The 25,961-nt window shown below is 56.8% G+C and carries 22 protein-coding genes and 2 pseudogenes; 10 read left to right on the forward strand and 14 right to left on the reverse strand.

What is annotated here, in order from left to right; translation table 11 throughout:
- Window positions 1-85: 85 nt before the first annotated feature.
- A complete protein-coding gene (locus ACOTXD_RS13580) occupies window positions 86-1,768 on the forward strand; it encodes an alpha,alpha-trehalase (RefSeq protein ID WP_045337528.1) in 1,683 nt (560 codons plus the stop codon).
- 85 nt (window positions 1,769-1,853) lie between these two features.
- On the opposite strand, the gene ACOTXD_RS13585 is transcribed toward ACOTXD_RS13580, so the two are convergent.
- The gene (locus ACOTXD_RS13585) at window positions 1,854-3,956 is read right to left on the reverse strand and encodes a TonB-dependent siderophore receptor (RefSeq protein ID WP_061856477.1); all 2,103 of its coding nucleotides are present in this window, start codon (window positions 3,954-3,956) and stop codon (window positions 1,854-1,856) included.
- 160 nt (window positions 3,957-4,116) lie between these two features.
- Between ACOTXD_RS13585 and ycgR the strand changes: the two genes are divergently transcribed.
- Window positions 4,117-4,848: a flagellar brake protein YcgR gene (ycgR, locus tag ACOTXD_RS13590; RefSeq protein WP_022651421.1), complete on the forward strand. Its 732-nt coding sequence runs from the start codon at window positions 4,117-4,119 to the stop codon at window positions 4,846-4,848.
- Window positions 4,849-4,885: 37 nt separating this feature from the next.
- Here the strand turns inward: ycgR and emtA are convergent, their stop codons facing one another.
- Window positions 4,886-5,497 (reverse strand): membrane-bound lytic murein transglycosylase EmtA, encoded by a 612-nt coding sequence (emtA, locus tag ACOTXD_RS13595; protein ID WP_017384310.1) that lies wholly within the window; start codon window positions 5,495-5,497, stop codon window positions 4,886-4,888.
- A gap of 107 nt (window positions 5,498-5,604) precedes the next feature.
- On the opposite strand from emtA, the gene ldcA reads away from it, so the two are divergent.
- Together ldcA and ACOTXD_RS13605 are read left to right on the forward strand one after the other, a co-directional pair.
- Window positions 5,605-6,519, forward strand: coding sequence for a muramoyltetrapeptide carboxypeptidase (gene ldcA / locus ACOTXD_RS13600; RefSeq protein ID WP_061856478.1), 915 nt, complete (start codon window positions 5,605-5,607; stop codon window positions 6,517-6,519).
- A 97-nt stretch (window positions 6,520-6,616) separates the two neighbouring features.
- Window positions 6,617-8,284 (forward strand): annotated as a pseudogene (locus ACOTXD_RS13605) (potassium/proton antiporter); the annotation flags it as partial.
- Here ACOTXD_RS13605 and ACOTXD_RS13610 read toward each other — a convergent pair.
- The 3 genes and pseudogenes from ACOTXD_RS13610 to ACOTXD_RS13620 all read right to left on the reverse strand — a co-directional run.
- Window positions 8,237-8,341, reverse strand: a pseudogene (locus tag ACOTXD_RS13610) (hypothetical protein); the annotation flags it as partial. The pseudogenes ACOTXD_RS13605 and ACOTXD_RS13610 sit on opposite strands and share 48 nt — an antisense overlap.
- 105 nt (window positions 8,342-8,446) lie before the next feature.
- Window positions 8,447-9,517 carry a catabolic alanine racemase DadX gene (gene dadX / locus ACOTXD_RS13615; RefSeq protein WP_003859954.1) on the reverse strand — a complete coding sequence of 357 codons (1,071 nt, stop codon included), beginning with the start codon at window positions 9,515-9,517 and terminating at the stop codon, window positions 8,447-8,449.
- 9 nt (window positions 9,518-9,526) lie between these two features.
- Window positions 9,527-10,825 carry a D-amino acid dehydrogenase gene (locus tag ACOTXD_RS13620; protein ID WP_015570317.1) on the reverse strand — a complete coding sequence of 433 codons (1,299 nt, stop codon included), beginning with the start codon at window positions 10,823-10,825 and terminating at the stop codon, window positions 9,527-9,529.
- A 321-nt stretch (window positions 10,826-11,146) separates the two neighbouring features.
- Here ACOTXD_RS13620 and ACOTXD_RS13625 point away from each other — a divergent pair, with 321 nt between their 5' ends.
- Window positions 11,147-12,679: a SpoVR family protein gene (locus tag ACOTXD_RS13625; RefSeq protein WP_022651425.1), complete on the forward strand. Its 1,533-nt coding sequence runs from the start codon at window positions 11,147-11,149 to the stop codon at window positions 12,677-12,679.
- A 114-nt stretch (window positions 12,680-12,793) separates the two neighbouring features.
- Here ACOTXD_RS13625 and fadR read toward each other — a convergent pair whose 3' ends face one another.
- Window positions 12,794-13,513, reverse strand: a complete 720-nt coding sequence (gene fadR / locus ACOTXD_RS13630; protein ID WP_003859951.1) for a fatty acid metabolism transcriptional regulator FadR — start codon at window positions 13,511-13,513, stop codon at window positions 12,794-12,796.
- 201 nt (window positions 13,514-13,714) lie between these two features.
- On the opposite strand from fadR, the gene nhaB reads away from it, so the two are divergent.
- Together nhaB and dsbB are read left to right on the forward strand one after the other, a co-directional pair.
- Window positions 13,715-15,253, forward strand: a complete 1,539-nt coding sequence (gene nhaB, locus ACOTXD_RS13635) for a Na(+)/H(+) antiporter NhaB (RefSeq protein ID WP_023314322.1) — start codon at window positions 13,715-13,717, stop codon at window positions 15,251-15,253.
- A 46-nt stretch (window positions 15,254-15,299) separates the two neighbouring features.
- Window positions 15,300-15,830, forward strand: a complete 531-nt coding sequence (gene dsbB, locus ACOTXD_RS13640; RefSeq protein ID WP_017693268.1) for a disulfide bond formation protein DsbB — start codon at window positions 15,300-15,302, stop codon at window positions 15,828-15,830.
- A gap of 99 nt (window positions 15,831-15,929) precedes the next feature.
- Here the strand turns inward: dsbB and ACOTXD_RS13645 are convergent, their stop codons facing one another.
- The 3 genes from ACOTXD_RS13645 to ACOTXD_RS13655 form a co-directional block, all read right to left on the reverse strand.
- A complete protein-coding gene (locus tag ACOTXD_RS13645; protein ID WP_015570314.1) occupies window positions 15,930-16,370 on the reverse strand; it encodes a YcgN family cysteine cluster protein in 441 nt (146 codons plus the stop codon).
- 93 nt (window positions 16,371-16,463) lie between these two features.
- Window positions 16,464-17,123, reverse strand: coding sequence for a fumarylacetoacetate hydrolase family protein (locus tag ACOTXD_RS13650; protein WP_003859945.1), 660 nt, complete (start codon window positions 17,121-17,123; stop codon window positions 16,464-16,466).
- 47 nt (window positions 17,124-17,170) lie between these two features.
- Window positions 17,171-17,446, reverse strand: a complete 276-nt coding sequence (locus ACOTXD_RS13655) for a YcgL domain-containing protein (protein WP_006810982.1) — start codon at window positions 17,444-17,446, stop codon at window positions 17,171-17,173.
- A gap of 123 nt (window positions 17,447-17,569) precedes the next feature.
- Between ACOTXD_RS13655 and minC the strand changes: the two genes are divergently transcribed.
- The 3 genes from minC to minE are packed head-to-tail and all read left to right on the forward strand — an operon-like array spanning window position 17,570 to window position 19,382.
- Window positions 17,570-18,277, forward strand: coding sequence for a septum site-determining protein MinC (gene minC / locus ACOTXD_RS13660; protein ID WP_017384318.1), 708 nt, complete (start codon window positions 17,570-17,572; stop codon window positions 18,275-18,277).
- A gap of 22 nt (window positions 18,278-18,299) precedes the next feature.
- On the forward strand, window positions 18,300-19,112 hold the full coding sequence (minD, locus tag ACOTXD_RS13665) for a septum site-determining protein MinD (protein ID WP_003859938.1): 813 nt from the start codon (window positions 18,300-18,302) through the stop codon (window positions 19,110-19,112).
- Window positions 19,113-19,115: 3 nt separating this feature from the next.
- A complete protein-coding gene (gene minE / locus ACOTXD_RS13670) occupies window positions 19,116-19,382 on the forward strand; it encodes a cell division topological specificity factor MinE (protein WP_003859937.1) in 267 nt (88 codons plus the stop codon).
- An 86-nt stretch (window positions 19,383-19,468) separates the two neighbouring features.
- Here the strand turns inward: minE and rnd are convergent, their stop codons facing one another.
- From rnd to ACOTXD_RS13695, 5 genes are all read right to left on the reverse strand, one after another.
- Window positions 19,469-20,584: a ribonuclease D gene (gene rnd / locus ACOTXD_RS13675; RefSeq protein ID WP_122959317.1), complete on the reverse strand. Its 1,116-nt coding sequence runs from the start codon at window positions 20,582-20,584 to the stop codon at window positions 19,469-19,471.
- Between the two features lie 83 nt (window positions 20,585-20,667).
- Window positions 20,668-22,353, reverse strand: coding sequence for a long-chain-fatty-acid--CoA ligase FadD (gene fadD / locus ACOTXD_RS13680; protein ID WP_003859933.1), 1,686 nt, complete (start codon window positions 22,351-22,353; stop codon window positions 20,668-20,670).
- 203 nt (window positions 22,354-22,556) lie between these two features.
- Window positions 22,557-23,138, reverse strand: coding sequence for a Slp family lipoprotein (locus ACOTXD_RS13685; protein ID WP_058656359.1), 582 nt, complete (start codon window positions 23,136-23,138; stop codon window positions 22,557-22,559).
- Window positions 23,139-23,175: 37 nt separating this feature from the next.
- A complete protein-coding gene (gene tsaB / locus ACOTXD_RS13690; protein ID WP_045332149.1) occupies window positions 23,176-23,871 on the reverse strand; it encodes a tRNA (adenosine(37)-N6)-threonylcarbamoyltransferase complex dimerization subunit type 1 TsaB in 696 nt (231 codons plus the stop codon).
- A gap of 66 nt (window positions 23,872-23,937) precedes the next feature.
- A complete protein-coding gene (locus ACOTXD_RS13695) occupies window positions 23,938-25,848 on the reverse strand; it encodes an ATP-dependent DNA helicase (protein ID WP_061856483.1) in 1,911 nt (636 codons plus the stop codon).
- Window positions 25,849-25,961: the final 113 nt, after the last annotated feature.

Here is a 25,961-nt window from a genome sequence, read left to right on the forward strand (position 1 = left end):
ACGCGAAGTTAACGATATTCGTCTAAGGTTTTCAGGTAATTGACAACAGCGGTCACGCTGCTCAGTGAAGACAGGAGACGAACCGATGATAAGACCTCGCGCACGACGCCCCGCTTTTTTACCCCTTGCGTTGGCAGGCGCACTACTCGGTGTTACCGCATTTGGTTATGCTGAAGACCAGCCAACGAGCCAGCAAAGCTCACCTGATATTCTTCTTGGCCCCCTCTTTAATGACGTACAGAGCGCCAAACTGTTCCCGGATCAGAAAACCTTCGCGGATGCCGTTCCCAAAAGCGACCCGCTAATGATCCTGGCGGATTACCGGATGCAGCATACCCAGTCCGGTTTTGACCTGCGCCACTTCGTGGAGATGAATTTTATCCTGCCGAAGGAGGGTGAGAAATATGTTCCCCCTGAGGGCCAGAGCCTGCGCGAACACATAGACGATCTGTGGCCTGTTCTGACCCGCACCACCGACAAAGCGAACAAATGGGACTCCCTCCTGCCTCTGCCAAAACCCTATGTCGTGCCGGGAGGACGCTTCCGCGAAGTCTATTACTGGGACAGCTATTTCACCATGCTGGGGCTGGCCGAGAGCGGCCACTGGGATAAGATCGGCGACATGGTGGACAACTTCGCTTACGAGCTTGATACCTGGGGCCATATCCCTAACGGTAACCGCACCTACTACCTGAGCCGCTCTCAGCCGCCGTTCTTCTCGCTGATGGTGGAATTGCTGGCCACGCATGACAGCGACGCGTTAAAGAAATACCGTCCGCAGATGGAAAAGGAGTATGCCTACTGGATGGAGGGGGCTGATGGGCTCCAGCCTGGTCAGGCGAACAAACGCGTGGTGAAGCTGGATGACGGCTCGATCCTCAACCGCTACTGGGACGATCGGGACACGCCGCGCCCTGAGTCGTGGCTGGATGACGTCACCACCGCCAAAAATAACCCTAACCGTCCGGCCACCGAGATCTATCGCGATCTGCGCTCTGCCGCGGCCTCGGGCTGGGATTTCAGCTCCCGCTGGATGGACGATCCTCAGAAGCTGGATACCATCCGCACCACCAGCATCGTGCCGGTGGATCTGAATGCGCTGATGTTTAAGATGGAAAAACTGCTGGCCCGTGCCAGCCAGGAAGACGGGGATACCGCCAGCGCAAGTAAATATGACGCGCTGGCCTCCGCGCGTCAGAAAGCCATGGAGAGCCACCTGTGGAACGATAAAGAGGGCTGGTATGCGGATTACGATCTGAAAACCAGGAAGGTGCGTAATCAGCTGACTGCCGCGGCCCTCTTCCCGCTGTATGTGAAGGCCGCATCACAGGATCGCGCCGATAAAGTGGCCGCAGCCGCATCGTCGCGCCTGCTGAAACCGGGCGGTATTTCTACCACCACCATCAACAGCGGGCAGCAGTGGGATGCGCCGAACGGCTGGGCGCCGTTGCAGTGGGTAGCGGTGGAAGGGTTGCAGAACTATGGTCAGCAGAAAGTGGCGATGGACGTGACCTGGCGTTTCCTGAAAAACGTTCAGCATACCTACGATCGCGAGAAGAAACTGGTTGAGAAGTACGATGTCTCTTCGACCGGTACCGGCGGTGGCGGCGGTGAGTATCCGTTGCAGGACGGTTTCGGCTGGAGTAACGGCGTGACGCTCAGGATGCTGGACATGGTCTGCCCGAAAGAGAAGCCATGCGACACCGTACCGGAGAATCAGCCTGCGGCAAATGATGATGTTGCACCTGCGAAACAGGCGGCGCAGTAGCGCCCCTCACCCTGACCCTCTCCCCAAAGGGGCGAGGGTCAGGTTCCGTGCAATAAAGTGACCCGGTAGCGCCACCGGGCTTTTTTCAGAAGCTGTAACTCGCCCCGACCTGGAAGGTGCGGTCGCGGCCTATCCAGCAGTTGGTCGCGTCATAGCAGGTGAGCGTCTCTTTGTTGGTGACGTTCTGCGCGCTCGCTTTCAGCGTCAGCCCCTCCAGCGATGGCACCAGCTCGCCCATGCGGTAAGATGCCGCCAGATCGTACTGCGTCGTACCGCCCAGCTTGCCTGCGTCGTTGGCTGGCGAGATCTCCATCGGCCCGGTGTAGCGTGCGCCTCCCCCCAGCGTTACCCCTCTCAGCGGCGTGCTGTCGAAGGTGTAATCGCCCCACAGATTAAAGGCGTTCTCAGGGACCTGCGTCGGTCGTTTGCCCTGGTACTTGTCATCTTCGGTATTGATAGCGTGGGTGTAGGCATAGTTGGCAATCAGCGTCAGGTTATCCGTTGGACGACTCATAGCGGAAAGCTCCGCGCCTTTCGATTCCACTTCCCCGGTCTGGCGATAGTTGAGGAAGCCCGGATCGCTGGTCACCACATTTTTCTGACGAATGTTAAACACCGAGGCGGTGAAGGTGGTTGCGTATTCCGCCAGCAGGTATTTCACCCCACCCTCTACCTGCTTGCTGGTGGTGGGCTTAACGTCTTTCGCGGTCAGCGTGCCCTGCGGCGATACTGGGGCGAACCCTTCTGAATAGCTGATAAACGGCGAGAGTCCATTGTCGAAGGCATAAAGCGCGCCCAGTCGTTTGGTGAGGCGATCCTGCGATACCCAGGCTTTGTCACCGTTTTGCAGATAGTTAGTGGTGACGGAACGGTAGTCGTCATAGCGCAGGCTGGCCAGCACGTTCAGCCCGCCAAACGCAATCTGATCCTGGAGGTAATAGCCATTCTGCTGATAGCTGAGTCGGTTTTTCTGCGCGGTTTCAAGCCCCAGCGCATCGTTATCGATCTGCGAGTGATCCGGATGACGCATATCGATACCCGGGGTGGATGAGGCGTAACGATAATGGAAGTGAGAGTTCAGCTTCTGGTAGTCAAAGCCCGCCAGCAGATGATGTTTCCAGTCCCCCAGCGCGACGGTTCGGGTGACCTGGTTATCAATATTGAAGCTCTGCAAATCTTCATCCGTGGTATAGGCGAAGCGGTTAAGCTGGTAGACCTCGCTGCCCGTCCCGGTGGAATAGGCGCTGCGCTGGTGGGTGTCCACGTCAAAGTAGCGCGCTTTCTGGTTAAAGCCCCAGCCACTGTCAAACTCATGCTCAAAGCTGTATCCCAGCATCCACTGGCGCTGCTTAAAGCCGCTCCACTCATCCCCGGCATAGTCACGACGATCGGCGTATTTAGACCGCAGATAGCTTAGCGGCATCGGATCAGACGGCGTCAGGCTCGGCGTATTTTGCGCCAGCGCGTCAATGGTCAGGCGCGTTTTGTCATCAGGCTGCCAGGTCACGGAGGGGGCCACCAGATAGTTTTCATAGCGCGTGGTGTGCGCCTGTTCGTCACTTTCCGTCGCTTTGCCCAGCAGGCGATAGTTCCAGTCGCTGTTCGCGATCTGCCCCGTGGAGTCCAGGTATCCCTCCTTCAGATTGCGGTTTCCGGTATTAAAGCCCAGTTCCGTTTTCGCCTCTTTCTGCGGCTTTTTACTCTGAATATTGACCAGCCCGCCCGGTGAGCCGCCGCCATACAGCACGGATGACGGCCCCTTCAGGATATCGACGCTCTCAATCAGCAGCGGATCGATTCGCGCTTTGGTGTTCCCGGTGACGTTATAGGGAAGTTGCAGGCCGTTGTAGAACTCCTGATCGACGTTGAACCCGCGGATTTTGTACTCGCTCATGTAAGAGGTGCTCCCGCGCACCTCCGTGGAAACGCCCGGCGCATAGCGCAGGATCTCGTTTACCGAACTGGCGTGCCGCTGCTCAATCTCTTTAGCGGCAATGGTGTTGATCACCTGCGGCGTTTTACTTTCCGCGACGGCTGATTTCGTGGCGCTATTGGTCCAGGCAGGGAGCGCGCTGCCCTGCTCTGTACCGGTTACCACGATGGTGGGTTCTTCTGCGAAAGCCTGTGTCTGCAATGCCAGCGTGACGGCGCCTGCCAACGCGCATAACGCAAAACGTGAAGTGCTCATAGTGTCGTCTTGTTATTAGATGGTATTGGGAACGGCAATTATTATCATTTCCATTAGCAAATCAATATCGGCGGAGAAAAACAGATCGTTTGTATTAAGTTTCATGCCCGCGTGCCGATAACCCAGAGACAGTCTGTCATCTATCGAGGAGCCATCTGGCGTGAGTAGCTACAGTGAGCAGTTCCTGAAACAAAATCCGCTGGCTGTATTAGGGGTGTTACGCGACCTGAAAAAAGGCGAGGTGCCGCTGCGCATCAACTGGTCAACCAGCCAGTTTATCAGCAAGATCCTGGACGTGACGGCAGAGCACCTGATCGTCGATCTGGGTAGCCAGAGCGATGAAAACCGTGCCGCGCTACAGGCAGAGAATCTCTCGGTGATGGCCGAAACGCAGGGGGCGAAAGTCGAGTTTGTGCTGCCTCGTCTGACCACGATCGCGTACCAGGGTTTGCCTGCGTTTATCGCTCCCCTGCCCGCTAACCTCTGGTTCGTGCAACGCCGGGAGTTTTTTCGCATCAGCGCTCCGCTTCACCCGGCCTATTTCTGTAAGGCAAAAATGCCGGACAAAAAAGAGATCCGCTTTCGTCTCTTCGACCTGTCACTGGGCGGGATGGGCGCGTTAATGGATACGCCGAAGCCGGAAGGGCTGGTGGAAGGTATGCGTTTTAGTCAGATTGAGCTGGATATGGGCGGATGGGGACGCTTCTGGTTTGACGCCCAGCTGATTGCCATCAGCGAGCGCAAGGTGGTGGACAGCAAAAACGAAACCATTACCACGCCGCGACTGAGCTTTCGCTTTCTGAATGTCGGGCCAGGCGCCGAACGCGAACTACAGCGCATCATCTTCTCACTGGAGCGTGAAGCGCGGGAACGCGCGAATAAAGTGCGCTGATAGGCGTCGGGCAGCGTGCTGCCGCCCGACAAAGGCGTTACATGGCGTCCATCGCTTTCTGGACTTTCCAGATATAACGTGGAGCCTGTGCTGACGGATGATTCTTCACAACGTGCTCGAAGAATTCATCTTTATCCATATCGTTAATCTCTTCTATCGCCTCTTTGCGATCGGATGAGAAGGTTCGGAGCAGCGCGCCGGCTCCGTTAACGTACGACACCACCAGTGCATATTGCATCACTTCCGGATCGTCAATCCCCTTCAGAATGCCATGCTCGAGAATGCTCAGGTAAGCGGTTCCCATAGAGATATTACGCTCCGGGTTTTTCAGCTCGCTGGTGGATGGCTGTCCCTTCCAGCCCATGTAGCGATAGACCTCTCTTCCCGCCGTCGAGGCTTTTAACTGCATCAGCCCCACCGCATTCGATTTACTCACCAGCGTCGGGTTGCCGCCGGACTCCACGGCAATGATCGCCGTGATCAGACGCGGGCTCACGCCCCAGGCCTTTCCGGCTTGTTCGCTGATCGGCATCCACTGCATGGCCCGCTTTACCGGCACTTCAGGGTTCCAGGGGGGATTTTGATAATCATGTTTTGAACTACAGCCAGCGAGCAGCACAATCAAAAAAGCAAACCATCTCAATTTCACGTCATCTATCCTTATAGCCGGTCATCGCGGTACGTCGCCCCTTGAAGCAGGCGGCGTATAAGCGGCATGATATAGACAATTAGATTCTCATTCAGCAAGGAATTGCCATGCCTCAGTTTCATCTCATCGCACCGTCAGGCTACTGCATCAATCAGGAGGCGGCACAGCGGGGCGTTCAACGCCTGCTGGAAATGGGCCATCAGGTAGAAAATCAGACAATTATCCCCCGCCGCATGCAGCGTTTTGCCGGTACGGAGGCGCAGAGACTGAGGGATATCAACAGCCTGGTGACGCTGGAAGGTGAAAACACCATTGCGCTGGCCGTGCGCGGCGGCTATGGCGCAAGCCGGCTGCTGGATAGCATCGACTGGGCCGGGCTGGCCACGCGCCAGCAGCAGGATCCGCTGTTAATCTGCGGACACAGCGATTTCACGGCGATCCAGCTCGGCCTGCTGGCGTTGCATAACGTCATTACCTTTAGCGGCCCGATGCTGGCCGGTAACTTTGGCGCGCCGGAGCTGGATGCGTTTACGCAGGACCATTTCTGGCGCGCCCTGCAAAACCCGACGTTCACCATCGAGTGGCAAGGCAATGGACCGCACTGGGAATGTGAAGGACAGCTGTGGGGCGGCAACCTCGCGATGATGGTGTCGCTAATTGGTACGCCGTGGTTGCCGCAGATCACGGATGGCATACTGGTGCTGGAAGATATCAATGAACACCCGTTCCGTGTCGAACGCATGCTGTTGCAGCTGTATCACGCCGGGATCCTGGATCGGCAGTCGGCCATTGTGCTGGGCAGTTTTAGCGGTTCAGCCCCCAACGATTACGATGCGGGCTATTCCCTGGAGACGATGATTGATTTCATTCGTTCCCGCCTGGATATCCCGGTGATCGCTGGCCTGGATTTCGGCCATGAGCAGCAAACCGTTACGCTGCCGCTGGGCGCCCGGGCGCACCTTGTACACGATAATTCAGGCAGTCGGTTAACAATCAGCGGTCATCCGGTCTTAAAGGCATAAAAAAGCCGTTATTCCCCCTCAATAATACGCAGTTACCGTTGTTAATATGTTAGGGTTTTAATAACAGCGTTCACATTGAGGTGGGAGTAAGACGACATTGGGTGCCACAGCGATAATCAGTCTTTTCATTCTGGGTTCCATCCTGGTAACCTTCAGCATTTTATTAAGTTCATTTTCATCGCGCCTTGGCATACCTATTCTTGTCATTTTCCTGGCTATCGGCATGCTGGCGGGAGTCGACGGAATCGGCGGTATCCCCTTCGATAATTACCCTTTCGCCTATATGGTGAGTAACCTCGCGCTGGCGGTCATCCTGCTGGACGGCGGTATGCGCACCCAGGCAAGTTCGTTTCGCGTTGCCTTAGGCCCGGCGCTGTCTCTGGCGACCATCGGGGTGCTGATCACCTCCGGCCTGACCGGTATGATGGCGGCCTGGCTGTTTAACCTCGATATAATGGAAGGCCTGCTGATTGGCGCGATCGTCGGCTCGACCGATGCGGCAGCGGTTTTCTCGCTGCTCGGCGGCAAGGGGCTGAACGAACGTGTTGGCTCCACGCTGGAGATTGAATCCGGCAGTAACGATCCGATGGCGGTATTCCTGACCATCACTCTGATTGAGATGATCCAGCAGCACGAAACCGGCCTGAGCTGGATGTTCGCCTGGCACATCCTCCAGCAGTTTGGCCTGGGGATTATCATTGGTCTCGGCGGCGGTTACCTGTTACAGCAGACGATCAACCGTATTACGCTGCCTTCCGGCCTTTACCCGCTGCTGGCCCTGAGCGGCGGGATCCTGATCTTTGCCGTCACCACCGCGCTGGACGGCAGCGGTATTCTGGCGGTTTACCTTTGCGGTTTCCTGTTGGGCAACCGACCGATTCGCAACCGTCACGCCATTTTGCAGAACTTCGACGGTCTGGCCTGGCTGGCGCAGATTGCCATGTTCCTGGTGCTGGGCCTGCTGGTGACGCCGTCGGACCTGCTGCCTATCGCCGTACCGGCGCTGCTTTTGTCGGCCTGGATGATCTTCTTCGCCCGTCCGCTGTCGGTGTTTGCCGGGCTGCTACCGTTCCGCGGGTTTAACCTGCGTGAGCGGATATTTATCAGTTGGGTGGGTCTGCGCGGCGCGGTGCCGATTATTCTGGCAGTGTTCCCGATGATGGCCGGGCTGGACAACGCCCGCCTGTTCTTTAACGTCGCCTTCTTCGTGGTGCTGGTGTCGCTGCTGTTCCAGGGGACGTCGCTGGGCTGGGCGGCGAAAAAAGCCAAAGTGGTGGTACCGCCCATTGGCTGGCCGGTCTCCCGCGTGGGGCTAGATATTCACCCTGAGAATCCCTGGGAACAGTTTGTCTACCAGCTAAGCTCCGATAAGTGGTGCGTGGGCGCGTCCCTGCGCGATCTGCATATGCCCGCTGAAACGCGCATTGCCGCCCTGTTCCGGGATAACGCCCTGCTTCACCCGACCGGCAGCACGCGGCTGCGTGAGAACGATATTCTCTGCGTGATTGGCCGCGAGCGCGACCTGCCTGCCCTCGGCAAGCTGTTCAGCCAGTCGCCCCCGGTGGCGCTGGATCAGCGTTTCTTCGGCGATTTTATCCTCGAAGCCAGCGCCCGCTTTGCGGATGTGGCGCTGATTTATGGCCTGGAAGGTGGACTGGAGAATCGCGATAACCAGCAAACACTGGGTGAAATTATTCAGCAATTATTAGGGGCTGCGCCGGTCGTCGGTGACCAGGTGGAGTTTGCCGGGATGATCTGGACGGTAGCCGAGAAAGAAGATAATGCGGTGCGCAAAGTCGGCGTAAGGCCGATGGAGGAAGAGGCGGAGTAGCTGCTTTTTTGCCGGGTGGCGATAACGCTTACCCGACCTACTTTCGGGCTTTTGTAGGCCGGGTAAGGCGAAGCCGCCACCCGGCACATACACAAGTTACACCGTCACAACAGGCACTCTGGGTGCCAGCGCGCACATCAGCTCATACCCAACGGTGCCCGCCGCAGCGGCCACATCATCAATTTTAACTTCGTTGCCCCACAGCTCAACCGGTGACCCGATCCCCGCCTGGGGACACGGCGTTAAATCAATGGCCAGCATGTCCATTGAGACGGTGCCTACCGTGCCGGTGCGCACGCCATCGACCCACACCGGCGTGCCGCTCGGGGCGATGCGCGGATAACCATCTGCATAGCCCCCCGCCACGATACCGATACGCTGTTCGCCCGCTGCCCGATAACGGCTGCCATAGCCCACCGTATCGCCCGCTTTTAACGTCTGCACGCCGATAATCTCGCTTCGTAACGTCATCACCGGCTTCAGGCCGCTGTTGGCGATATCCTGCCACTGACCTGAGGGTGACGCGCCGTACAGAACGATCCCCGGACGCACCCAGTTGTAGTGCGCTTCAGGATGCCAGAGCGTTGCCGCTGAGTTCGACAGCGAACGTGGACAGTCCAGCCCTTCTGCCGCCTGCTCAATGCGGACCATGGCATCGGCAATTCCGTCCGGCTTTTCCGCATCGGCGAAATGCGCCATCAGCGTCATCTCACCGACGTTTTTCAGCGCACGAAGCTGCTGCCAGACCGTGTGCACCCGTTCAGGCTGAAAGCCCAGACGGTTCATCCCGCTGTTCACTTTGAGATAGATATCCAGCGGGGCATGCAGCTTCGCGTCCTGAATCGCCTTGATCTGCCAGTTACTATGAACGCTGGTCGTCAGGCGGTACTTATCCAGCAGAGGCAGATCCTGCGCATGGAAGAATCCTTCCAGCAGCAGGATCGGTCCTTTCCAGCCGCGCTCGCGCAGCAGGATGGCCTCTTCCAGATTCAGCAGGGCAAAACCATCGGTGGCGCCGAGCGCACTCCAGATACGGTCGATACCATGACCGTAGGCGTTGGCTTTCACCACCGACCAGACACGAGAACCCGGCGCAGCACGGCGAACAATTTGCAGGTTATCCTTCAGCGCCTGCAAATCCAGCTGGGCCAGAATAGGACGGGACATTGCGACTCCTTAATTATGCGCGCCGTGCAGGTGTTGTGGACGCGATGGGGTAAACCCTGATTGATAGCGTGCGGCGCTCAAATCGTCAAACGGAATTGCCGGCGTCCGCCCGGAGATCAGGTCGCTCAGCAGCTGGCCCGAACCGCAGGCCATGGTCCAGCCAAGCGTGCCGTGGCCGGTGTTGGTCCACAGATTTTTGTATGGCGTACGGCCCACAATCGGCGTGCCGTCCGGGGTCATTGGGCGCAGGCCGGTCCAGAACGTTGCCTGCTCAATGAAGCCGCCGCGCGGGAAGAGATCGCCCACGACCATCTCCAGCGTTTCACGACGCGGTTTGAGCAGCTCGGTATTGAAGCCCACGATTTCCGCCATGCCGCCGACGCGGATCCGGTTATCGAAGCGGGTGATGGCGATTTTGTAGGTTTCATCAAGAATGGTCGAGACCGGCGCGCCGCTGTCCTCTTTCACAGGAATGGTCAGGGAGTAGCCTTTCAGCGGATAGACTGGGATATCCAGGATCCCTTTCAGCATCGCGGTTGAGTAGGAGCCAAACGCCATCACGTAGGCATCGGCTTTGATTACCTCTTCCCCACACTTCACGCCGTAAATCTTCTCCCCTTCCGACAGCAGTTTGTCGACAGAAGTATTGAAGCGGAATTTCACCCCGGCCTGTTCACACATGCGCGCCAGACGCTGGGTGAAAAGCTGGCAGTCGCCGGTTTCATCGTTCGGTAAACGCAGACCGCCCGTCAGCTTATGCGCGACCTCGGCAAGCGCTGGCTCCACCTGCGCCAGCTGGCTGGCTTCCAGCAGCTGATACGGTACGCCCGCATCTTCAAGCACGGCGATATCGCGGGTCGCGTTTTCGTACTGTTGCGCGGTACGGAACAGCTGAAGCGTACCGCCCTGACGCCCTTCATATTCAATGCCCGTCGAGGCACGCAGCGCTTTCAGGCAGTCGCGGCTGTATTCCGCCAGCCGCACCATGCGCCCTTTGTTTTCCATATAGTGGCGGGTGTCGCAGTTGCGCAGCATCTGCCACATCCACTTAAGCTGGAACTGCGTGCCGTCGAGGCTGATCGCCAGCGGCGCATGTCGCTGAAACATCCATTTGATCGCCTTCAGCGGAACGCCCGGGGCCGCCCACGGCGCAGCGTAGCCCGGGGAGATTTGCCCCGCATTCGCCGCACTGGTTTCCAGCGCCGGACCGGATTCGCGATCGATAACGGTAACCTCATGTCCCGCCTGACTTAAATACCAGGCGCTGGTTACGCCAACGACACCACTTCCCAGTATGACAACACGCATAGCCACTCCATTATGAGCAAAAGAACAATCATCTAATTACAGATTGATAACCTAGTTGAAAATATTATTCAACATATGACTTTTTTATGGTGACTCAACTCACATATCCCGCTGTATCAGGGGATAGCGCTTATTTGGGATCTCCTGCTGCGCGTTATTTTTAACCAGTAGAAAATTCTGTGAGCACCGCTTTTTTTGCCGTATCGAAAACGTGAAATCGCAAAGAAAAAATTTCTGCGCCCCGCGTATTTGAATGGGGTGATCTATGCTTGAAAGGAGGCTCTCCAGTCAGAGAGAGCGACCAACAACGAGGGCGCGCTAATGGCTACACTAGATTCCATGTCCAGGGACAGCACCCGTCTGAGCGATGGACCCGACTGGACCTTCGAGTTGCTGGATGTCTACCTGGCGGAGATCGACCGGGTGGCCAAACTCTATCGTCTGGATACCTACCCCCATCAGATTGAAGTCATCACCTCGGAACAGATGATGGACGCTTACTCCAGCGTCGGGATGCCGATTAACTATCCGCACTGGTCGTTTGGTAAAAAATTCATTGAGACAGAGCGGCTGTATAAGCACGGGCAGCAGGGATTGGCGTATGAAATCGTCATTAACTCTAACCCATGTATTGCCTATCTGATGGAGGAGAACACCATTACCATGCAGGCGCTGGTGATGGCGCACGCCTGCTATGGACATAACTCGTTCTTCAAAAATAACTATCTGTTCCGCAGCTGGACGGACGCCAGCTCAATCGTTGATTACCTCATCTTCGCCCGTAACTACATTACCGACTGCGAAGAGCGCTACGGCGTGGACGAGGTTGAGAAACTGCTGGACTCCTGCCACGCGCTGATGAACTACGGCGTTGACCGCTATAAGCGTCCGCAGAAGATCTCCTTGCAGGAGGAGAAAGCCCGGCAGAAAAGCCGCGAGGAGTATCTGCAAAGCCAGGTGAATATGCTGTGGCGCACCCTGCCAAAACGTGAAGAGGAGAAAACCGTCGCCGAGGCGCGTCGCTACCCTTCCGAGCCGCAGGAAAACCTGCTCTACTTTATGGAGAAAAACGCCCCGCTGCTGGAGCCGTGGCAGCGTGAGATCCTGCGCATCGTGCGCAAGGTGAGCCAGTATTTCTATCCGCAGAAGCAGACCCAGGTCATGAACGAAGGCTGGGCGACCTTCTGGCACTACACCATTCTGAACCACCTGTATGACGAGGGAAAAGTCTCTGAACGGTTTATGATGGAGTTCCTGCACAGCCACACCAACGTGGTGTTCCAGCCGGCATATAACAGCCCGTGGTACAGCGGTATTAACCCGTACGCGCTCGGCTTTGCCATGTTCCAGGATATCAAGCGTATTTGTCAGTCGCCCACCGAAGAGGACAAATACTGGTTCCCGGATATTGCCGGTTCCGACTGGCTGGAAACGCTGCACTTCGCGATGCGTGATTTTAAGGATGAGAGCTTTATCAGCCAGTTCATGTCGCCGAAGATCATGCGTGATTTCCGCTTCTTCACCGTACTGGATGATGACCGCAACAACTTCCTGGAGATCTCCGCGATCCACAACGAAGAGGGCTATCGCGAGATCCGCTCGCGCCTGTCGTCCCAGTACAACCTGAGTAATCTTGAACCGAACATTCAGGTGTGGAACGTGGATCTGCGCGGCGATCGCTCTCTGACGTTGCGCTATATTCCGCACAACCGCGCACCGCTGGATAAGGGGCGTAAGGAAGTGCTGAAGCATGTGCATCGCCTGTGGGGATTTGACGTCTTGCTGGAGCAGCAGAACGAAGATGGCAGCGTGGAGCTGCTGGAGCGGTGTCCGGCGCGGTTGAATACGCTGTAGTGGGATTTTTTGCCCGGTTGCGCTACGCTTACCGGGCCTACGGGACCTATAGGCCCGGTCAGGCGAAGCCGCCACCCGGCGAAAAAAAACCTCTCAATCGAGAGGTTTTTTCTTTTACCGGCCCTGAATCGCTAAATCACCCGGCAGCGTTTTCTGCATCCGGTGCCAGATTTCACCGGAGTCGTGGCCGTAACGACGCACGGTTTCATAGACCTGATCGTGCAGCCCTTCGGTGCAGAGTTTGCTCAGTTTATGATAGAAGCCGAGCGCCAGACTGCGGGCTTCAGGGTTAGCAAAGTAGTGACGACCAATGCGCGTATATAACCCTTTCATTCCATTCAGGATCAGACCGTAAACCGGATTGCCGGAAGCAAACGCCAGACCACGGAACACGTTGTAATCCAGGGTCGCAAAGGCATCCGCGTGGTCTTCCACCTCATTGGCGGTAGCAAGTACCTTCAGCGCATCTTCAGGGTGCTGGCGAAACGCGGTGCGGATGAAAATGGTGGCGATGTTGGTGCGCACGGAAAGCAGATTATCAATCAGCTGCGGTACGCTTTCGTGATCGAGACGCGCCAGCGTTTCCAGAATGTTCAGCCCGGACGTTTCCCAGAAGTTATTCACTTTAGTGGGTTTGCCATGCTGTATCGTCAACCAGCCATCGCGCGCCAGACGCTGGAGCACTTCTCGCAGCGTGGTACGGGTGACGCCAATCAGTTCAGAGAGTTCGCGTTCAGCAGGTAGAATTGATCCCGCAGGGAAACGATTATTCCAGATGCTTTCAATGATGTACTCTTCCGCGAAACCCGCCGGGCTCTGCGCCTTAATGACCATAGTGAGATTTCCATTACACAGCTTTAGCAAATTACACTCATCATACCAGAGGCGTGCAGAGGCAGATAGCGCAGCAGAGACAGAAAAGAGGGATCGCCGTTTCATTTTTATGAAATTTACAAATGGCTTAATCCCCCGCTCTGCCGCCATTTTTGCGTATACTGATGTCTTGTCTTATTTGACGGGGAAAGGACGTCTGTCGTGGAAATTTCATTTGGGCGCGCGCTGTGGCGCAACTTTTTAGGTCAGTCACCTGACTGGTACAAACTCACTTTACTGGTATTCCTGGTCGTTAATCCCGTTATCTTTTTGCTGGATCCCTTCGTTGCCGGGTGGATGTTGGTCGCCGAGTTTATCTTTACCCTGGCGATGGCGCTGAAGTGCTATCCGCTGTTGCCCGGCGGGCTGCTGGCGCTGGAAGCCGTGGTCATTGGAATGACCAGCGCGGAGCATGTTAAAAACGAGATAGCGTCGAATCTTGAAGTCCTGCTGCTGCTGATCTTCATGGTGGCGGGGATCTACTTTATGAAGCAGCTTCTGCTGTTTATCTTCACCCGTTTGCTGCTGAGCATTCCGTCGAAAACGCTGCTCTCGCTGGCGTTTTGCCTCGCCGCAGCCTTCCTCTCTGCCTTCCTGGATGCGCTGACGGTCGTGGCGGTAGTGATCAGCGTCGCCGTCGGCTTTTACGGGATTTACCACCGGGTGGCCTCGTCTCGTCCTGGCGATAACTTGCAGGACGACAGCCACGTTGAGGCGCACAACCGCGATGTGCTGGAACAGTTCCGCGCATTTCTGCGCAGCCTGATGATGCATGCAGGCGTGGGGACGGCGCTGGGCGGCGTGATGACCATGGTCGGGGAGCCGCAAAACCTGATTATCGCCAAAGCAGCTGAGTGGCATTTTGGCGAATTTTTCCTGCGCATGGCGCCGGTCAGCGTACCCGTGCTGGTCTGCGGGTTAGCCACCTGTGTGCTGGTCGAAAAATTCAACCTCTTTGGGTATGGCGCGACGTTGCCCGATCAGGTCCGCCAGGAGCTGCATAAGTTTGACGAGCAGAGCCGCAAACAACGCACGCGCCAGGAGACGCTGCGCCTGATTGCACAGGGCTTCATCGGCGTGTGGCTTATCGCTGCGCTGGCCTTCCACCTTGCCGAGGTGGGGCTGATTGGCCTGTCGGTAATTATCCTTGCAACCAGCCTGGGCGGCGTTACGGACGAACATGCTATCGGAAAAGCCTTTACCGAAGCGCTGCCGTTTACCGCCCTGCTGGCGGTGTTTTTTGCCGTCGTGGCGGTGATTATTGACCAACATCTGTTCGCGCCGATCATCGCGTTTGTGCTTCAGGCCACGCCAGATTCGCAGCTAACGCTGTTCTATTTGTTTAACGGTCTGTTGTCCTCTATATCCGATAACGTCTTTGTCGGGACGGTATACATCAATGAGGCCAAAGCCGCGATGGAGCAAGGGATTGTCAGCAGTGAACAGTTCGAGCTGCTGGCGGTGGCGATCAACACCGGAACCAACCTCCCCTCCGTGGCAACCCCGAACGGTCAGGCGGCATTCCTCTTCCTGCTGACCTCGGCGCTGGCGCCACTCATACGACTTTCTTATGGAAGAATGGTCTGGATGGCGCTGCCGTATACGCTGGTGCTTACCCTGGTTGGTTTACTGTGCATCAAAATTACTCTCGTTCCCTGTACGCAATGGTTATTGCAAGCAGGTATACTTGCGGCGCATTAAAATTCGTTTACACTGCGCTGTCTAAGCATGTTCCAGGGAAATGATTATGTTGCGATTTTTGAACCAGTGCTCACGCGGTCGCGGAGCGTGGTTGTTGATGGCCCTGACCGCCTTTGCGCTGGAAATGGTCGCGCTGTGGTTTCAGCATGTGATGGGGCTGAAACCTTGCGTACTGTGTATTTATGAGCGTTGTGCGCTGTTCGGCATTATGGGCGCGGGTCTGGTAGGTGCGATTGCACCCAAATCACCGTTACGCTATGCGGCAATTGCCATCTGGCTGTACAGCGCCGGGAAAGGCATTGCGCTTGCCTGGGAGCACACCCAAATGCAGCTTCACCCGTCGCCGTTTATGACCTGCGATTTTGCCGCCCGCTTCCCGAGCTGGCTGCCGCTGGATAAATGGCTGCCGCAGGTGTTTGTGGCCTCCGGTGACTGCTCTGTACGCCAGTGGGAATTCCTGACGCTGGAGATGCCGCAGTGGCTGGTGGGCATTTTTGTCGCCTACTTTGTGGTGGCGCTGCTGGTGCTGATTGCCCAGCCGTTCAAACCAAAGAAACGCGATCTTTTTGGAAGGTAAAAGCAGAACGGCAACGTCAGTTTTGCAGGTCGGGTAAGCGCAGCGCCACTCGACACAATTGTGAACAATAAAAAACCCGCCTCGGCGGGTTTTTTATTATCACCGATTAGGGTGATTCATAATGTGGTCTTCCCAGTCCCGCACCTCGGACTCTTTCACCGCAATGTGGCGCACGGAAATACGTTCGCCGTGCATCGCCGCTTTCGACCCCGTCAACAGCGGATGCCATGTGGGCAGATCTTTCCCTTCCGCCAGCAGGCGATACGCGCAGGTATGCGGCAGCCACTCAAAGGTCGGTAGATTTTCACGGGTTAACTTGATGCAGTCCGGCTCATATTCGAAACGGCGCTCATAGTTGCGGCACTGGCAGGTTTTGATGTTTAACTGCTTGCAGGCTACGTTGGTGAAATAGATCTCGTCCGAATCTTCATCCATCAGCTTATGCAGGCAGCACTGCCCGCAGCCGTCACACAACGATTCCCACTCCGCGTCGGTCATGTCGTCGAGAGTTTTGCTTTGCCAGAAAGGAATGTCGTTCATCGGGATGTCCACACGTCAAAATAGAGCGCACCTTATAACGAGTCTGGCACGTTGATGCAAGTTTTGCCGCCCTTTTCAGGCGGCAAGGTGCTTTTACAGCACGCGGGTTTTCAGCGACAGGCCGTTAAAACTGACATCCAGTTCGTCGCCGCTAAGCAGCGGCCCCACACCTTCCGGAGTGCCGGTGAGGATCACGTCGCCAGGTTTCAGGGTGAAGAAGCGGCTCATGTAGGCAATCAGCGGAACGATCTTATGGATCATGTCAGCGGTCGTTCCCTGCTGGCGGATCTCGCCGTTGACCTTCAGGCTGAGCGGCGTGTTCTGCGGATCGTCGGTAAATTCACTCACCGGAATGAAACCGGAAATCGGGCATGAATTATCAAAACCCTTCGCTTTTTCCCACGGCTGCCCCGCTTTCTTCATTTTGCCCTGAACATCACGCAGCGTCAGGTCAAGCGCGACACCGTAACCCGCAATCGCTTTCTCTACATGCTCTTCGGTCGCCTGGCGCAGCGTCGCGCCGATCAGCACCGCCAGCTCCACTTCATGATGCACCGAGCCCAGTCCCTGCGGCAGAACCAGCGGCTGGCGAATATCGCACAGTGCGGTTTCTGGCTTAATAAACAGAACCGGCTCTTCCGGCACGGCGCTGCCCATCTCCTGAATATGTTTTGCATAGTTGCTGCCCACGCAGACCACTTTGCTGACGGGATAATCCAGTAATGCACCTTGCCAGTTATGATGTTGATACATGGTCGACCCCTAATCGGTTGATGAGTTGTTCCCGGAAGGACCCGGGCTTATTTCTTTCCGCTCACCTCAAGATGCTGTTTTAATAAATTCTCCGGTGGCGGCGGAAGCTGTAAATAATAGCCCTGCTCGGTTAACGCCTTTTTGACTTTCTCCAGATCGGCGTTCACCAGCTTCTTACGGCCGTCCAGCGGCAGCAGCATCGCCAGCTGCGGTCGGCCAAAGCTTTTCATTAATTCTTCAGGCACGCGGGAAAAATCGTCTTTCTTTTCGACATAAAGGTAGGTCTGGTCGCGGCTGGTACTTCTGTAGATCACACAAAACATGTTTTTACTCTGAATTAACGGGTGGTTGCTTGCCTCAATATACTCCTGACTATAACATGCCTGATACTCTTCGGAATATCGCGGCGATGTGTTGCGGTTAATAGCAAATTGAGTAAGGCCAGGATGTCAAATACGCCCATCGAGCTTAAAGGCAGTAGCTTCACCTTATCAGTGGTTCATTTGCATGATGCAAAACCCGAGGTTATTCGTCAGGCGTTAGAAGACAAAATCGCGCAGGCTCCCGCTTTTCTTAAGCATGCTCCTGTCGTCGTCAATGTAAGCGACCTTGAGGGGCCGGTTAACTGGAAGCGGCTCCAGCAGGCCGTCGCCTCCACGGGGTTGCGCATCGTGGGCATTAGCGGCTGCAAAGACGCAGAGTTAAAAGCCGAAATTGAACGCGCGGGTTTGCCCTTGTTAAACGAGGGCAAAGAAAAAGCCCCACGTGCAACGCCTGCAACCGTTCCCGCTCCCCCGCCTCCGGCGCAAAATGTAGCCCCAGTCACAAAAACGCGATTGATTGATCTGCCGGTTCGTTCCGGTCAGCGCATTTATGCGCCAAACTGTGATCTGATTGTTACAAGCCACGTCAGTGCGGGCGCTGAACTGATTGCAGATGGCAATATTCACGTTTACGGTATGATGCGTGGACGTGCGCTTGCGGGCGCCAGCGGCGATCGAGAAGCACAAATTTTTTGTACTCACCTGACGGCAGAACTGGTGTCTATCGCAGGTGAATATTGGCTGAGCGATAAAATCCCAGCCGAATTTTATGGCAAAGCGGCCCGTCTGCAACTGGCAGATAACGCTTTGACCGTTCAACCGTTAAATTGATCCCTTTTAACAAGGAATTTCTATGGCACGCATTATTGTTGTGACTTCGGGTAAAGGAGGCGTTGGCAAGACCACCTCCAGCGCGGCCATCGCTACTGGTTTGGCCCAGAAGGGAAAGAAAACCGTCGTAATCGACTTCGATATCGGTCTGCGTAACCTGGACCTGATCATGGGTTGCGAGCGTCGCGTGGTGTATGACTTCGTGAACGTCATTCAGGGCGATGCCACCCTTAACCAGGCGCTGATTAAAGATAAGCGTACCGAGAACCTCTACATTCTTCCGGCATCCCAGACCCGTGATAAAGACGCCCTGACCCGCGAAGGCGTGGAAAAGGTGCTCGACGATCTGAAAAAGATGGAGTTCGACTTCGTGGTCTGCGACTCCCCGGCCGGTATCGAAACCGGCGCGCTGATGGCGCTCTACTTCGCGGATGAAGCCATCATCACCACCAACCCGGAGGTCTCGTCAGTACGTGATTCCGATCGTATTCTCGGCATTCTGGCCTCGAAATCCCGTCGCGCGGAAAATGGCCAGGAGCCAATCAAAGAGCACCTGCTGCTGACCCGCTACAACCCGGGCCGGGTGAACAAAGGTGACATGCTGAGCATGGAAGACGTGCTGGAGATCCTGCGCATCAAACTGGTTGGCGTGATCCCGGAAGATCAGTCCGTGTTGCGCGCCTCTAACCAGGGCGAGCCCGTGATCCTGGATACACAGGCAGACGCGGGTAAAGCGTATGCGGATACCGTTGACCGTCTGCTGGGAGAAGAACGTCCTTTCCGCTTCATTGAAGAAGAGAAGAAAGGTTTCCTCAAACGCCTGTTCGGAGGATAAGTTATGGCATTACTGGACTTTTTTCTCTCGCGGAAAAAAAGCACCGCCAACATCGCAAAAGAACGTCTGCAAATCATTGTGGCGGAACGTCGTCGTAGCGACGCCGAACCGCACTACCTGCCGCAGCTGCGCAAAGACATTCTGGAAGTGATCTGCAAATACGTGCAGATTGACCCGGAAATGGTCACCGTTCAGCTGGAGCAAAAAGACGGGGATATTTCGATTCTGGAGCTGAACGTCACGCTTCCGGAAGCGGAAGAGTCGCGTTAATCCGGTTGTGGTTTTGTAGGCCGGGCAAGCATCGCGCCACCCGGCAATTTCCCCGGTGGCGCTGCGCTTACCGGGGCTACAATTCTTTAGCGCGGATACCCTTCCAGCAGGGTATTCAGGCGTTCGGCCATCAGTTCCCCCCGCCATCCGGCGACCAGCTCCGGTAAACCATTTTGCGGTTTCAACTTCCAGTGCCAGTTCAGCAGCTGGTTAATCTGACGACGTGAAGCCAGCAGTTCGGCACTCAGTTTGCTTTCCCCCGCCACCGTCTGCACCAGCGCTTTGATATCTTTGAATGCCTTGCGGTAGCCCGGCATATCCATCAGGTTAAGCAGTGGTTCTGGCAGTGCGTCCTCCGGCAGCTGCTGAGCTTTCTCTACCAGCGCGAGCAGCGTTTTACCGTGGAAACGGATCTCACTCCCGGAAAGGCCAATGCTGTCCAGTTCGCCAAGGCTACCCGGCATATAGCGCGCCACCGCCCACAGGTGTTCTTCACGCACCACGAAGTTAACCGCCAGATCGCGCTCACGTGCTTTACGCAGACGCCAGTCAGCCAGCAGTTGCAGACAGGCCAGCTGGCGGGTGCGCAGCTGCCAGGCGTTGGTGATGTCACGCCAGGCCTCTTTCGGATCAACCACTTCCTGACGACGCTGCTGCGTCATGCGGCACTCGTCCAGTGCGGCAGACAGCCAGCCGGACGCCTCAGCCTCTTTCATAAGCTGGCCGGCAATTGGAAGAAGGTAAAAGACGTCTGCCGCGGCGTATTCAAGCTGACGCGCCGTTAGGGGACGCGCGAGCCAGTCGGTACGCGATTCGCTCTTATCCAGCGTCAGACCGGTGTACTCTTCCACCATCGCGGCGAAGCCCCAGGAGAGCGGACGACCGCTGAACGCCGCGAGGATCTGGGTATCAATCAGCGGCTGCGGCATGATGCCAAAAGTGTTGAGAAAGACTTCCAGATCTTCACTGCCCGCGTGCAGATATTTGGTCACGGCGGTATCCAGCAACAGCTCGCGCATTGGCGCCCAGTCGGTAATGCCGAGGGGGTCAATCAATGACACGTGTTTGCCGTCATACATCTGAATCAGACCCAGCTGCGGATAGTACGTTCGGGTGCGGACAAATTCCGTATCCAGGGCGATAGCGGGAAATTCACGCGTCACCTCGCACAGCGAAGCCAGCTCGTCGTTGGTAGTGATCATCTGGTAATTCAAATCGGACTCTCTTTTGTTTGCGCCCATAAAAAACGCCGGCTTAACCGGCGTCTGGGCGATTAACGTGAAGCTCAGGCCTTATTGTCCACTTTGGCACGGGCTTCGTCACGTAATTCTCGTCGTAATATCTTCCCGACGTTGGATTTCGGCAGCTCATCCCGGAATTCCACCAGCTTCGGCACTTTATAGCCCGTCAGCTGACGGCGACAGAACGTTATCAGCGCATCCTCGGTCAGAGAAGGATCTTTCTTGACCACAAATATCTTCACCGCTTCACCGCTGCTGCCGGAAGGAACGCCCACCGCCGCCACTTCCAGCACGCCGCTGTGCTGCATCACCACGTCTTCGATTTCGTTCGGATAGACGTTAAACCCTGACACCAGGATCATGTCTTTCTTGCGATCGACGATGCGCAGGAAGCCTTCGTCATCCATCACCGCGATGTCGCCCGTGTGCAGCCAGCCGTCTTTGATGATCTCATCCGTGGCATCCGGACGTTGCCAGTAGCCCAGCATCACCTGCGGCCCTCTGACACACAGCTCCCCTGGCTCACCGTGAGGCACTTCGTTATCCTCATCATCCACCAGTTTTGCTTCCGTCGACGGGACCGGCAGACCGATACTGCCGCTGTGGTAGTCGATGTCATGCGGGTTAACGCTGACCAGCGGGGCGCACTCCGTCAGGCCATAGCCTTCCAGCAGATACTGCCCGGTGAGTTTCACCCAGCGCTCGGCAACAGCCTGCTGAACCGGCATCCCGCCGCCCGCGGAGAGGTGCAGCGTGGAGAAATCGAGCTGCTGGAACTCTTTATTGTTAAGCAGCGCGTTAAACAGGGTGTTCACGCCGGTCATGGCGGTGAACGGGTATTTCGCCAGCTCTTTGACCAGCCCCGGGATATCGCGCGGGTTGGTGATCAATACGTTTTGACCGCCAAGCTCGATAAACAGCAGGCAGTTCATGGTCAGCGCAAAAATGTGATACAGCGGAAGCGCGGTGATCACCAGCTCCTTGCCCGGGTGCAGCAGCGGCCCGTAGGTGGCGTTAACCTGCTCAAGGTTCGCCAGCATGTTACGGTGGGTCAGCATCGCCCCTTTCGCCACGCCGGTGGTGCCGCCCGTGTATTGCAGGAAGGCCAGATCCTCGGACACGATCTCCGGCTTTACGTATTGCATCCGGTAGCCCGCATGCAGGGCGCGGCGGAAGGAGATGGCATCCGGCAGGTGGTATTTCGGCACCAGCCGCTTAACGTATTTAACGACAAAGTTGACCAGCGTACCTTTCGCGGTAGAGAGCTGGTCACCCATGCGCGTCAGGATGACGTGCTTAACCTGAGTTTTTTCAACGACTTTTTCCAGCGTGTGGGCAAAGTTGGAGACAATCACAATCGCCGCCGCGCCGCTGTCATTCAACTGATGTTCCAGCTCGCGCGGGGTATAGAGCGGGTTAACGTTAACCACGATCATCCCTGCCCTGAGGATGCCGAACAGCGCCACCGGGTATTGCAGCAGGTTTGGCATCATCAGCGCGACGCGATCCCCTTTCTGCAAGCCCAACCCTTCCTGTAAATAGGCCGCAAACGCCCGGCTGCGCTCTTCCAGCTTACGGAAGGTCATCACTTCGCCCATATTCACGAACGCGGGCTGGTCAGCGTAGCGCCGTACCGAGTGTTCAAATAATTCAATCAGGGATTGATAACGGTCAGGATTGATCTCCGCAGGGACATCCGCGGGATAACGGTTAAGCCAAACCTTTTTCAATGCATCACCTCTGAAATGAGTGTTCGTCGTCATCACAGCCCCGATAATAAACAGTTTGTTAACATTATATTAACTCAGCGTACCAGTTTATTAATTGTTCAGATTGCAGGTTGCGAAGCGCGTCACTCTTTTTTTTCGTTTTATCCGTAAAAAAACAGAGACAGCGGCTGAGCCGCTGTCTCTTTCCTAGCAATAACAGTAACTTACTCAGTTACTATTGTTTGAACCTGTGCAGGGCCTGGATTGTACCACCCCCAGCCACCGTAGCCGTAACGATACGGATGCGGTCCCCACATCCACGGATCGATTGGCTGTGGCGGCATCACCACCTGCTGGGCGATACGCCAGCGTTTGTAGCCGTTCACCTGCATGGTCATAAATTTGTATGGCGTATGGCCGATTTTCCCCGCCACCGAACCGGTAATCGGCCCAACGACGGTCACCAGCTGCCCGCGGAAATCTACCGGATCGAGGAAGCCGCTGACGTCAGCGTAGATCCGCCCGCGCGACGCTTCACCCAGAACAGGCCGCGCGCCGTCGTCCAGTGGAACGGTGGCAATCTCCAGCCGGGTTTTCCCCTGCTGGTTTAGCACTTCAACCACCTTGCCGCCAAACCGTGCTTCCTGCCCGACATACAGCTCCGGGGCATTCATCACGCGTACCAGATCCTGCTGTGGCGTCGGGCTGGTGCCCTTGATCGCATCAGGAACGGTGACGCACCCGCTCAGTGCTATGGCAACCGCGCCTGCCATAAAAAAGCGTACAACTTTAGTCTGAACCGCCATGATGCGACTCCTTTTTCTCAGTTCCTGTTACTGAGATTCACTCGCGGCCAGGAAGTTTCTTCCACGCGACGGTGTTTCGTAAATAAACCGGTTCAGCGTGTTCAACCGCCACGGTTTTTCCTGCGGCAAGCAGCTGACAGGCAATCGGCAGCATATCTTCGGCGGCGGGCAGGAGCATGTTACCGTCCACCAGCGTAAGGCCGGTGTCCTTCGCCATCTCCGGCCACGCCGCCCAGCCGGTTCCGACCGTCGCCCACTCACCGGAGAGCTGTTTCAGGCGCCCGGTGACGGCTTCAGGTTTAAGCACCGCTTCCGTCTCTTCGCCGTGCCAGACGCCGTTTTCGTCACGGGTGTACTCCGCCCAGTAGACTTCCCCCATGCGGGCATCAATCGCAGCCAGCACGCGGGTGGCGCCGGTCATGCGCCATGCTCCCTGGGCCATGGTCGCAAGCGTGGAGACGCCGATCATCGGCAGGTCAGCGCCCAGCGCCAGCCCCTGCGCAATGCCAATCCCGATACGTACGCCCGTAAAGCTGCCCGGACCACGGCCGTAGGCCAGCGCGTCGAGGTCAGTCAGGGCGGTGTTGCCCTCGGTTAAAATGGTTTTTACCAGGGGCAGAATACGTTGGGTGTGTTCCCGTGGGCACTCTTCGAAATGAGCAAAAATCGTACCGTCGTTCCACAGGGCAACGGAACAGGCCTCTGTCGCGGTATCAATAGCCAGAATTCGCATCAGTCGTCGCGCTCTCGCAATGGTCAGTCACAAAATGGCGCGCATCTTAACACACTCCGGGAAGAATTACTCCGCCGTCGGGTTCGCCAGGAAGCGGACCGCGCGTTTAATATCCCGCGTGCGCGGCGCGGGCGGCAGGCTGGCGAGGAAGGTCGCGCCGTAGGGACGCATCACCAGGCGGTTGTCGCAGATCACCAGCACCCCGCGATCGGTGACGTCGCGGATCAGTCGCCCTACCCCCTGTTTAAGCGTGATGACCGCGTCCGGCAGCTGGACGTCGTCGAACGGATCGCCCCCGCGCAGACGGCAGTCCTCCATGCGCGCTTTCAGAAGCGGATCGTCCGGCGATGTGAACGGCAGCTTATCGATAATCACCAGCGAGAGCGTGTCGCCGCGCACGTCTACCCCTTCCCAGAAACTACTGGTCGCCACCAGCAGGGCATTACCGGCGCTGACAAACTGCTGGAGCAGCTGGCCTTTACTGGTTTCCCCCTGCAACAGCACCGGTAGCGTCATGGTGGCGCGGAACTGCTCGGCCAGATCGCGCATCATGGCGTGTGAGGTGCAGAGCATAAAGCAGCGCCCGTTGTTGGCCTCGATCATCGGCTTCAGCATGGCCGCCAGATGTCGCGCCGCGCCCGGCTGGTTAGGCAGCGGCAGATTGCGCGGCACGCACAGCAGCGCCTGTCTCTCATAGTCGAACGGGCTCGGCAGAAGCAGGGATTCCGCCTGCTCAATGCCGAGGCGCTCGGTAAAGTGGTGCAGATCGTCACTGACCGACAGCGTGGCCGAGGTAAAGACCCAGGTGCCGGGCTTTTGCGCCATCACCTCTTTAAATTTATCAGCAACGGTCAGCGGCGTGAGCGCCAGGGTGAAGTGGCGCGAGGTACATTCGTACCAGTAGCTGTAGCCCGGCTGGTTGATCTCTTTCAGCCGCTTCAGCCGCCCACGGTAAAGCGTGGCGCGCTCGAAGGCGGCGTCCAGCAGCGCTGAACGTCCGAGGGACAGTTTCGCCACGTCGTAACAGAGTTCAAGGGCATCATCGAGCAGCAGCAGCGCGCGCTGGATATTTTTGTCTGCGAGCAGTTCGCGCAGGTTGCCGCGATAGCCCGGCTCGCCAAGCTGTAAGCGGAAGTCCTGTGCGCATTGCGCCAGGCGGTCCGCGCACTTCTGCAACTGCTGGGTATCTTTGAGTTCGGTGCGATAGGCAATGGTAATATCTTTCGCCAGATCCTGAAGCTGACGACTGGAAAGCGACTGCCCAAAATACTGGCTGGCGATGTCCGGTAGCTGATGGGCTTCATCGAAGATCATCACCTCCGCCTCCGGGATCAGCTCGCCGAAACCACTGTCCTTGACCACCATATCCGCAAGAAACAGGTGATGGTTCACCACCACCACGTCGGCGTCCATCGCGGTTTTACGCGCTTTCACCACAAAACAGTCTTTATACAGCGGGCAGTCGCTGCCGAGGCAGTTGTCATTGGTGCTGGTCACCAGCGGCCAGGCCGGGGAGTCTTCCGGCACGCTCGCGCAGGTGCTGATGTCCCCCTCCTCCGTCTGGTTGGCCCAGGCGCGCAGGACGATCACATCGCTCAGGGTTTGTACCGGCAGGTCGCCGCCCGCCAGCGCCTGCTGTTCAAGACGCTCCAGACACAGGTAGTTAGAACGCCCTTTCAGCAAGGCCAGACGCCCTTTGTATTTCAGCGCTTTCGCCACCGTGGGTAAATCGCGGCTGTAGAGCTGATCCTGGAGCGCTTTTGATCCCGTAGAGATGATCACCTTCTTTTTCGCCCGCAGCGCAGGAGCGAGGTAAGCATACGTTTTCCCCGTACCGGTACCGGCCTCCACGACCAGCGGCTGCGCCTTGTCGATAGCGTGCGCAACGGCATGCGCCATCTGACGTTGGGGTTCGCGCGGTTTAAAGCCGGGAATAGCCTGTGCTAACTGACCTTCTGGGGAAAAATCGTCTGCCACGGTGTTCTCTCACTGTATTTTTGCACAGGGATTATGTCAGCCCCTTCTCTCCGGTGCCACCCCAAATAGTGACGACGGCGGAACATTATGGCAGTCTTGCCGCCTGACGACGA

Source organism: Enterobacter cloacae complex sp. CDL013 (assembly GCF_049238805.1).
In the GTDB taxonomy this organism is placed as follows: Bacteria; Pseudomonadota; Gammaproteobacteria; order Enterobacterales; family Enterobacteriaceae; genus Enterobacter; species Enterobacter hormaechei_C.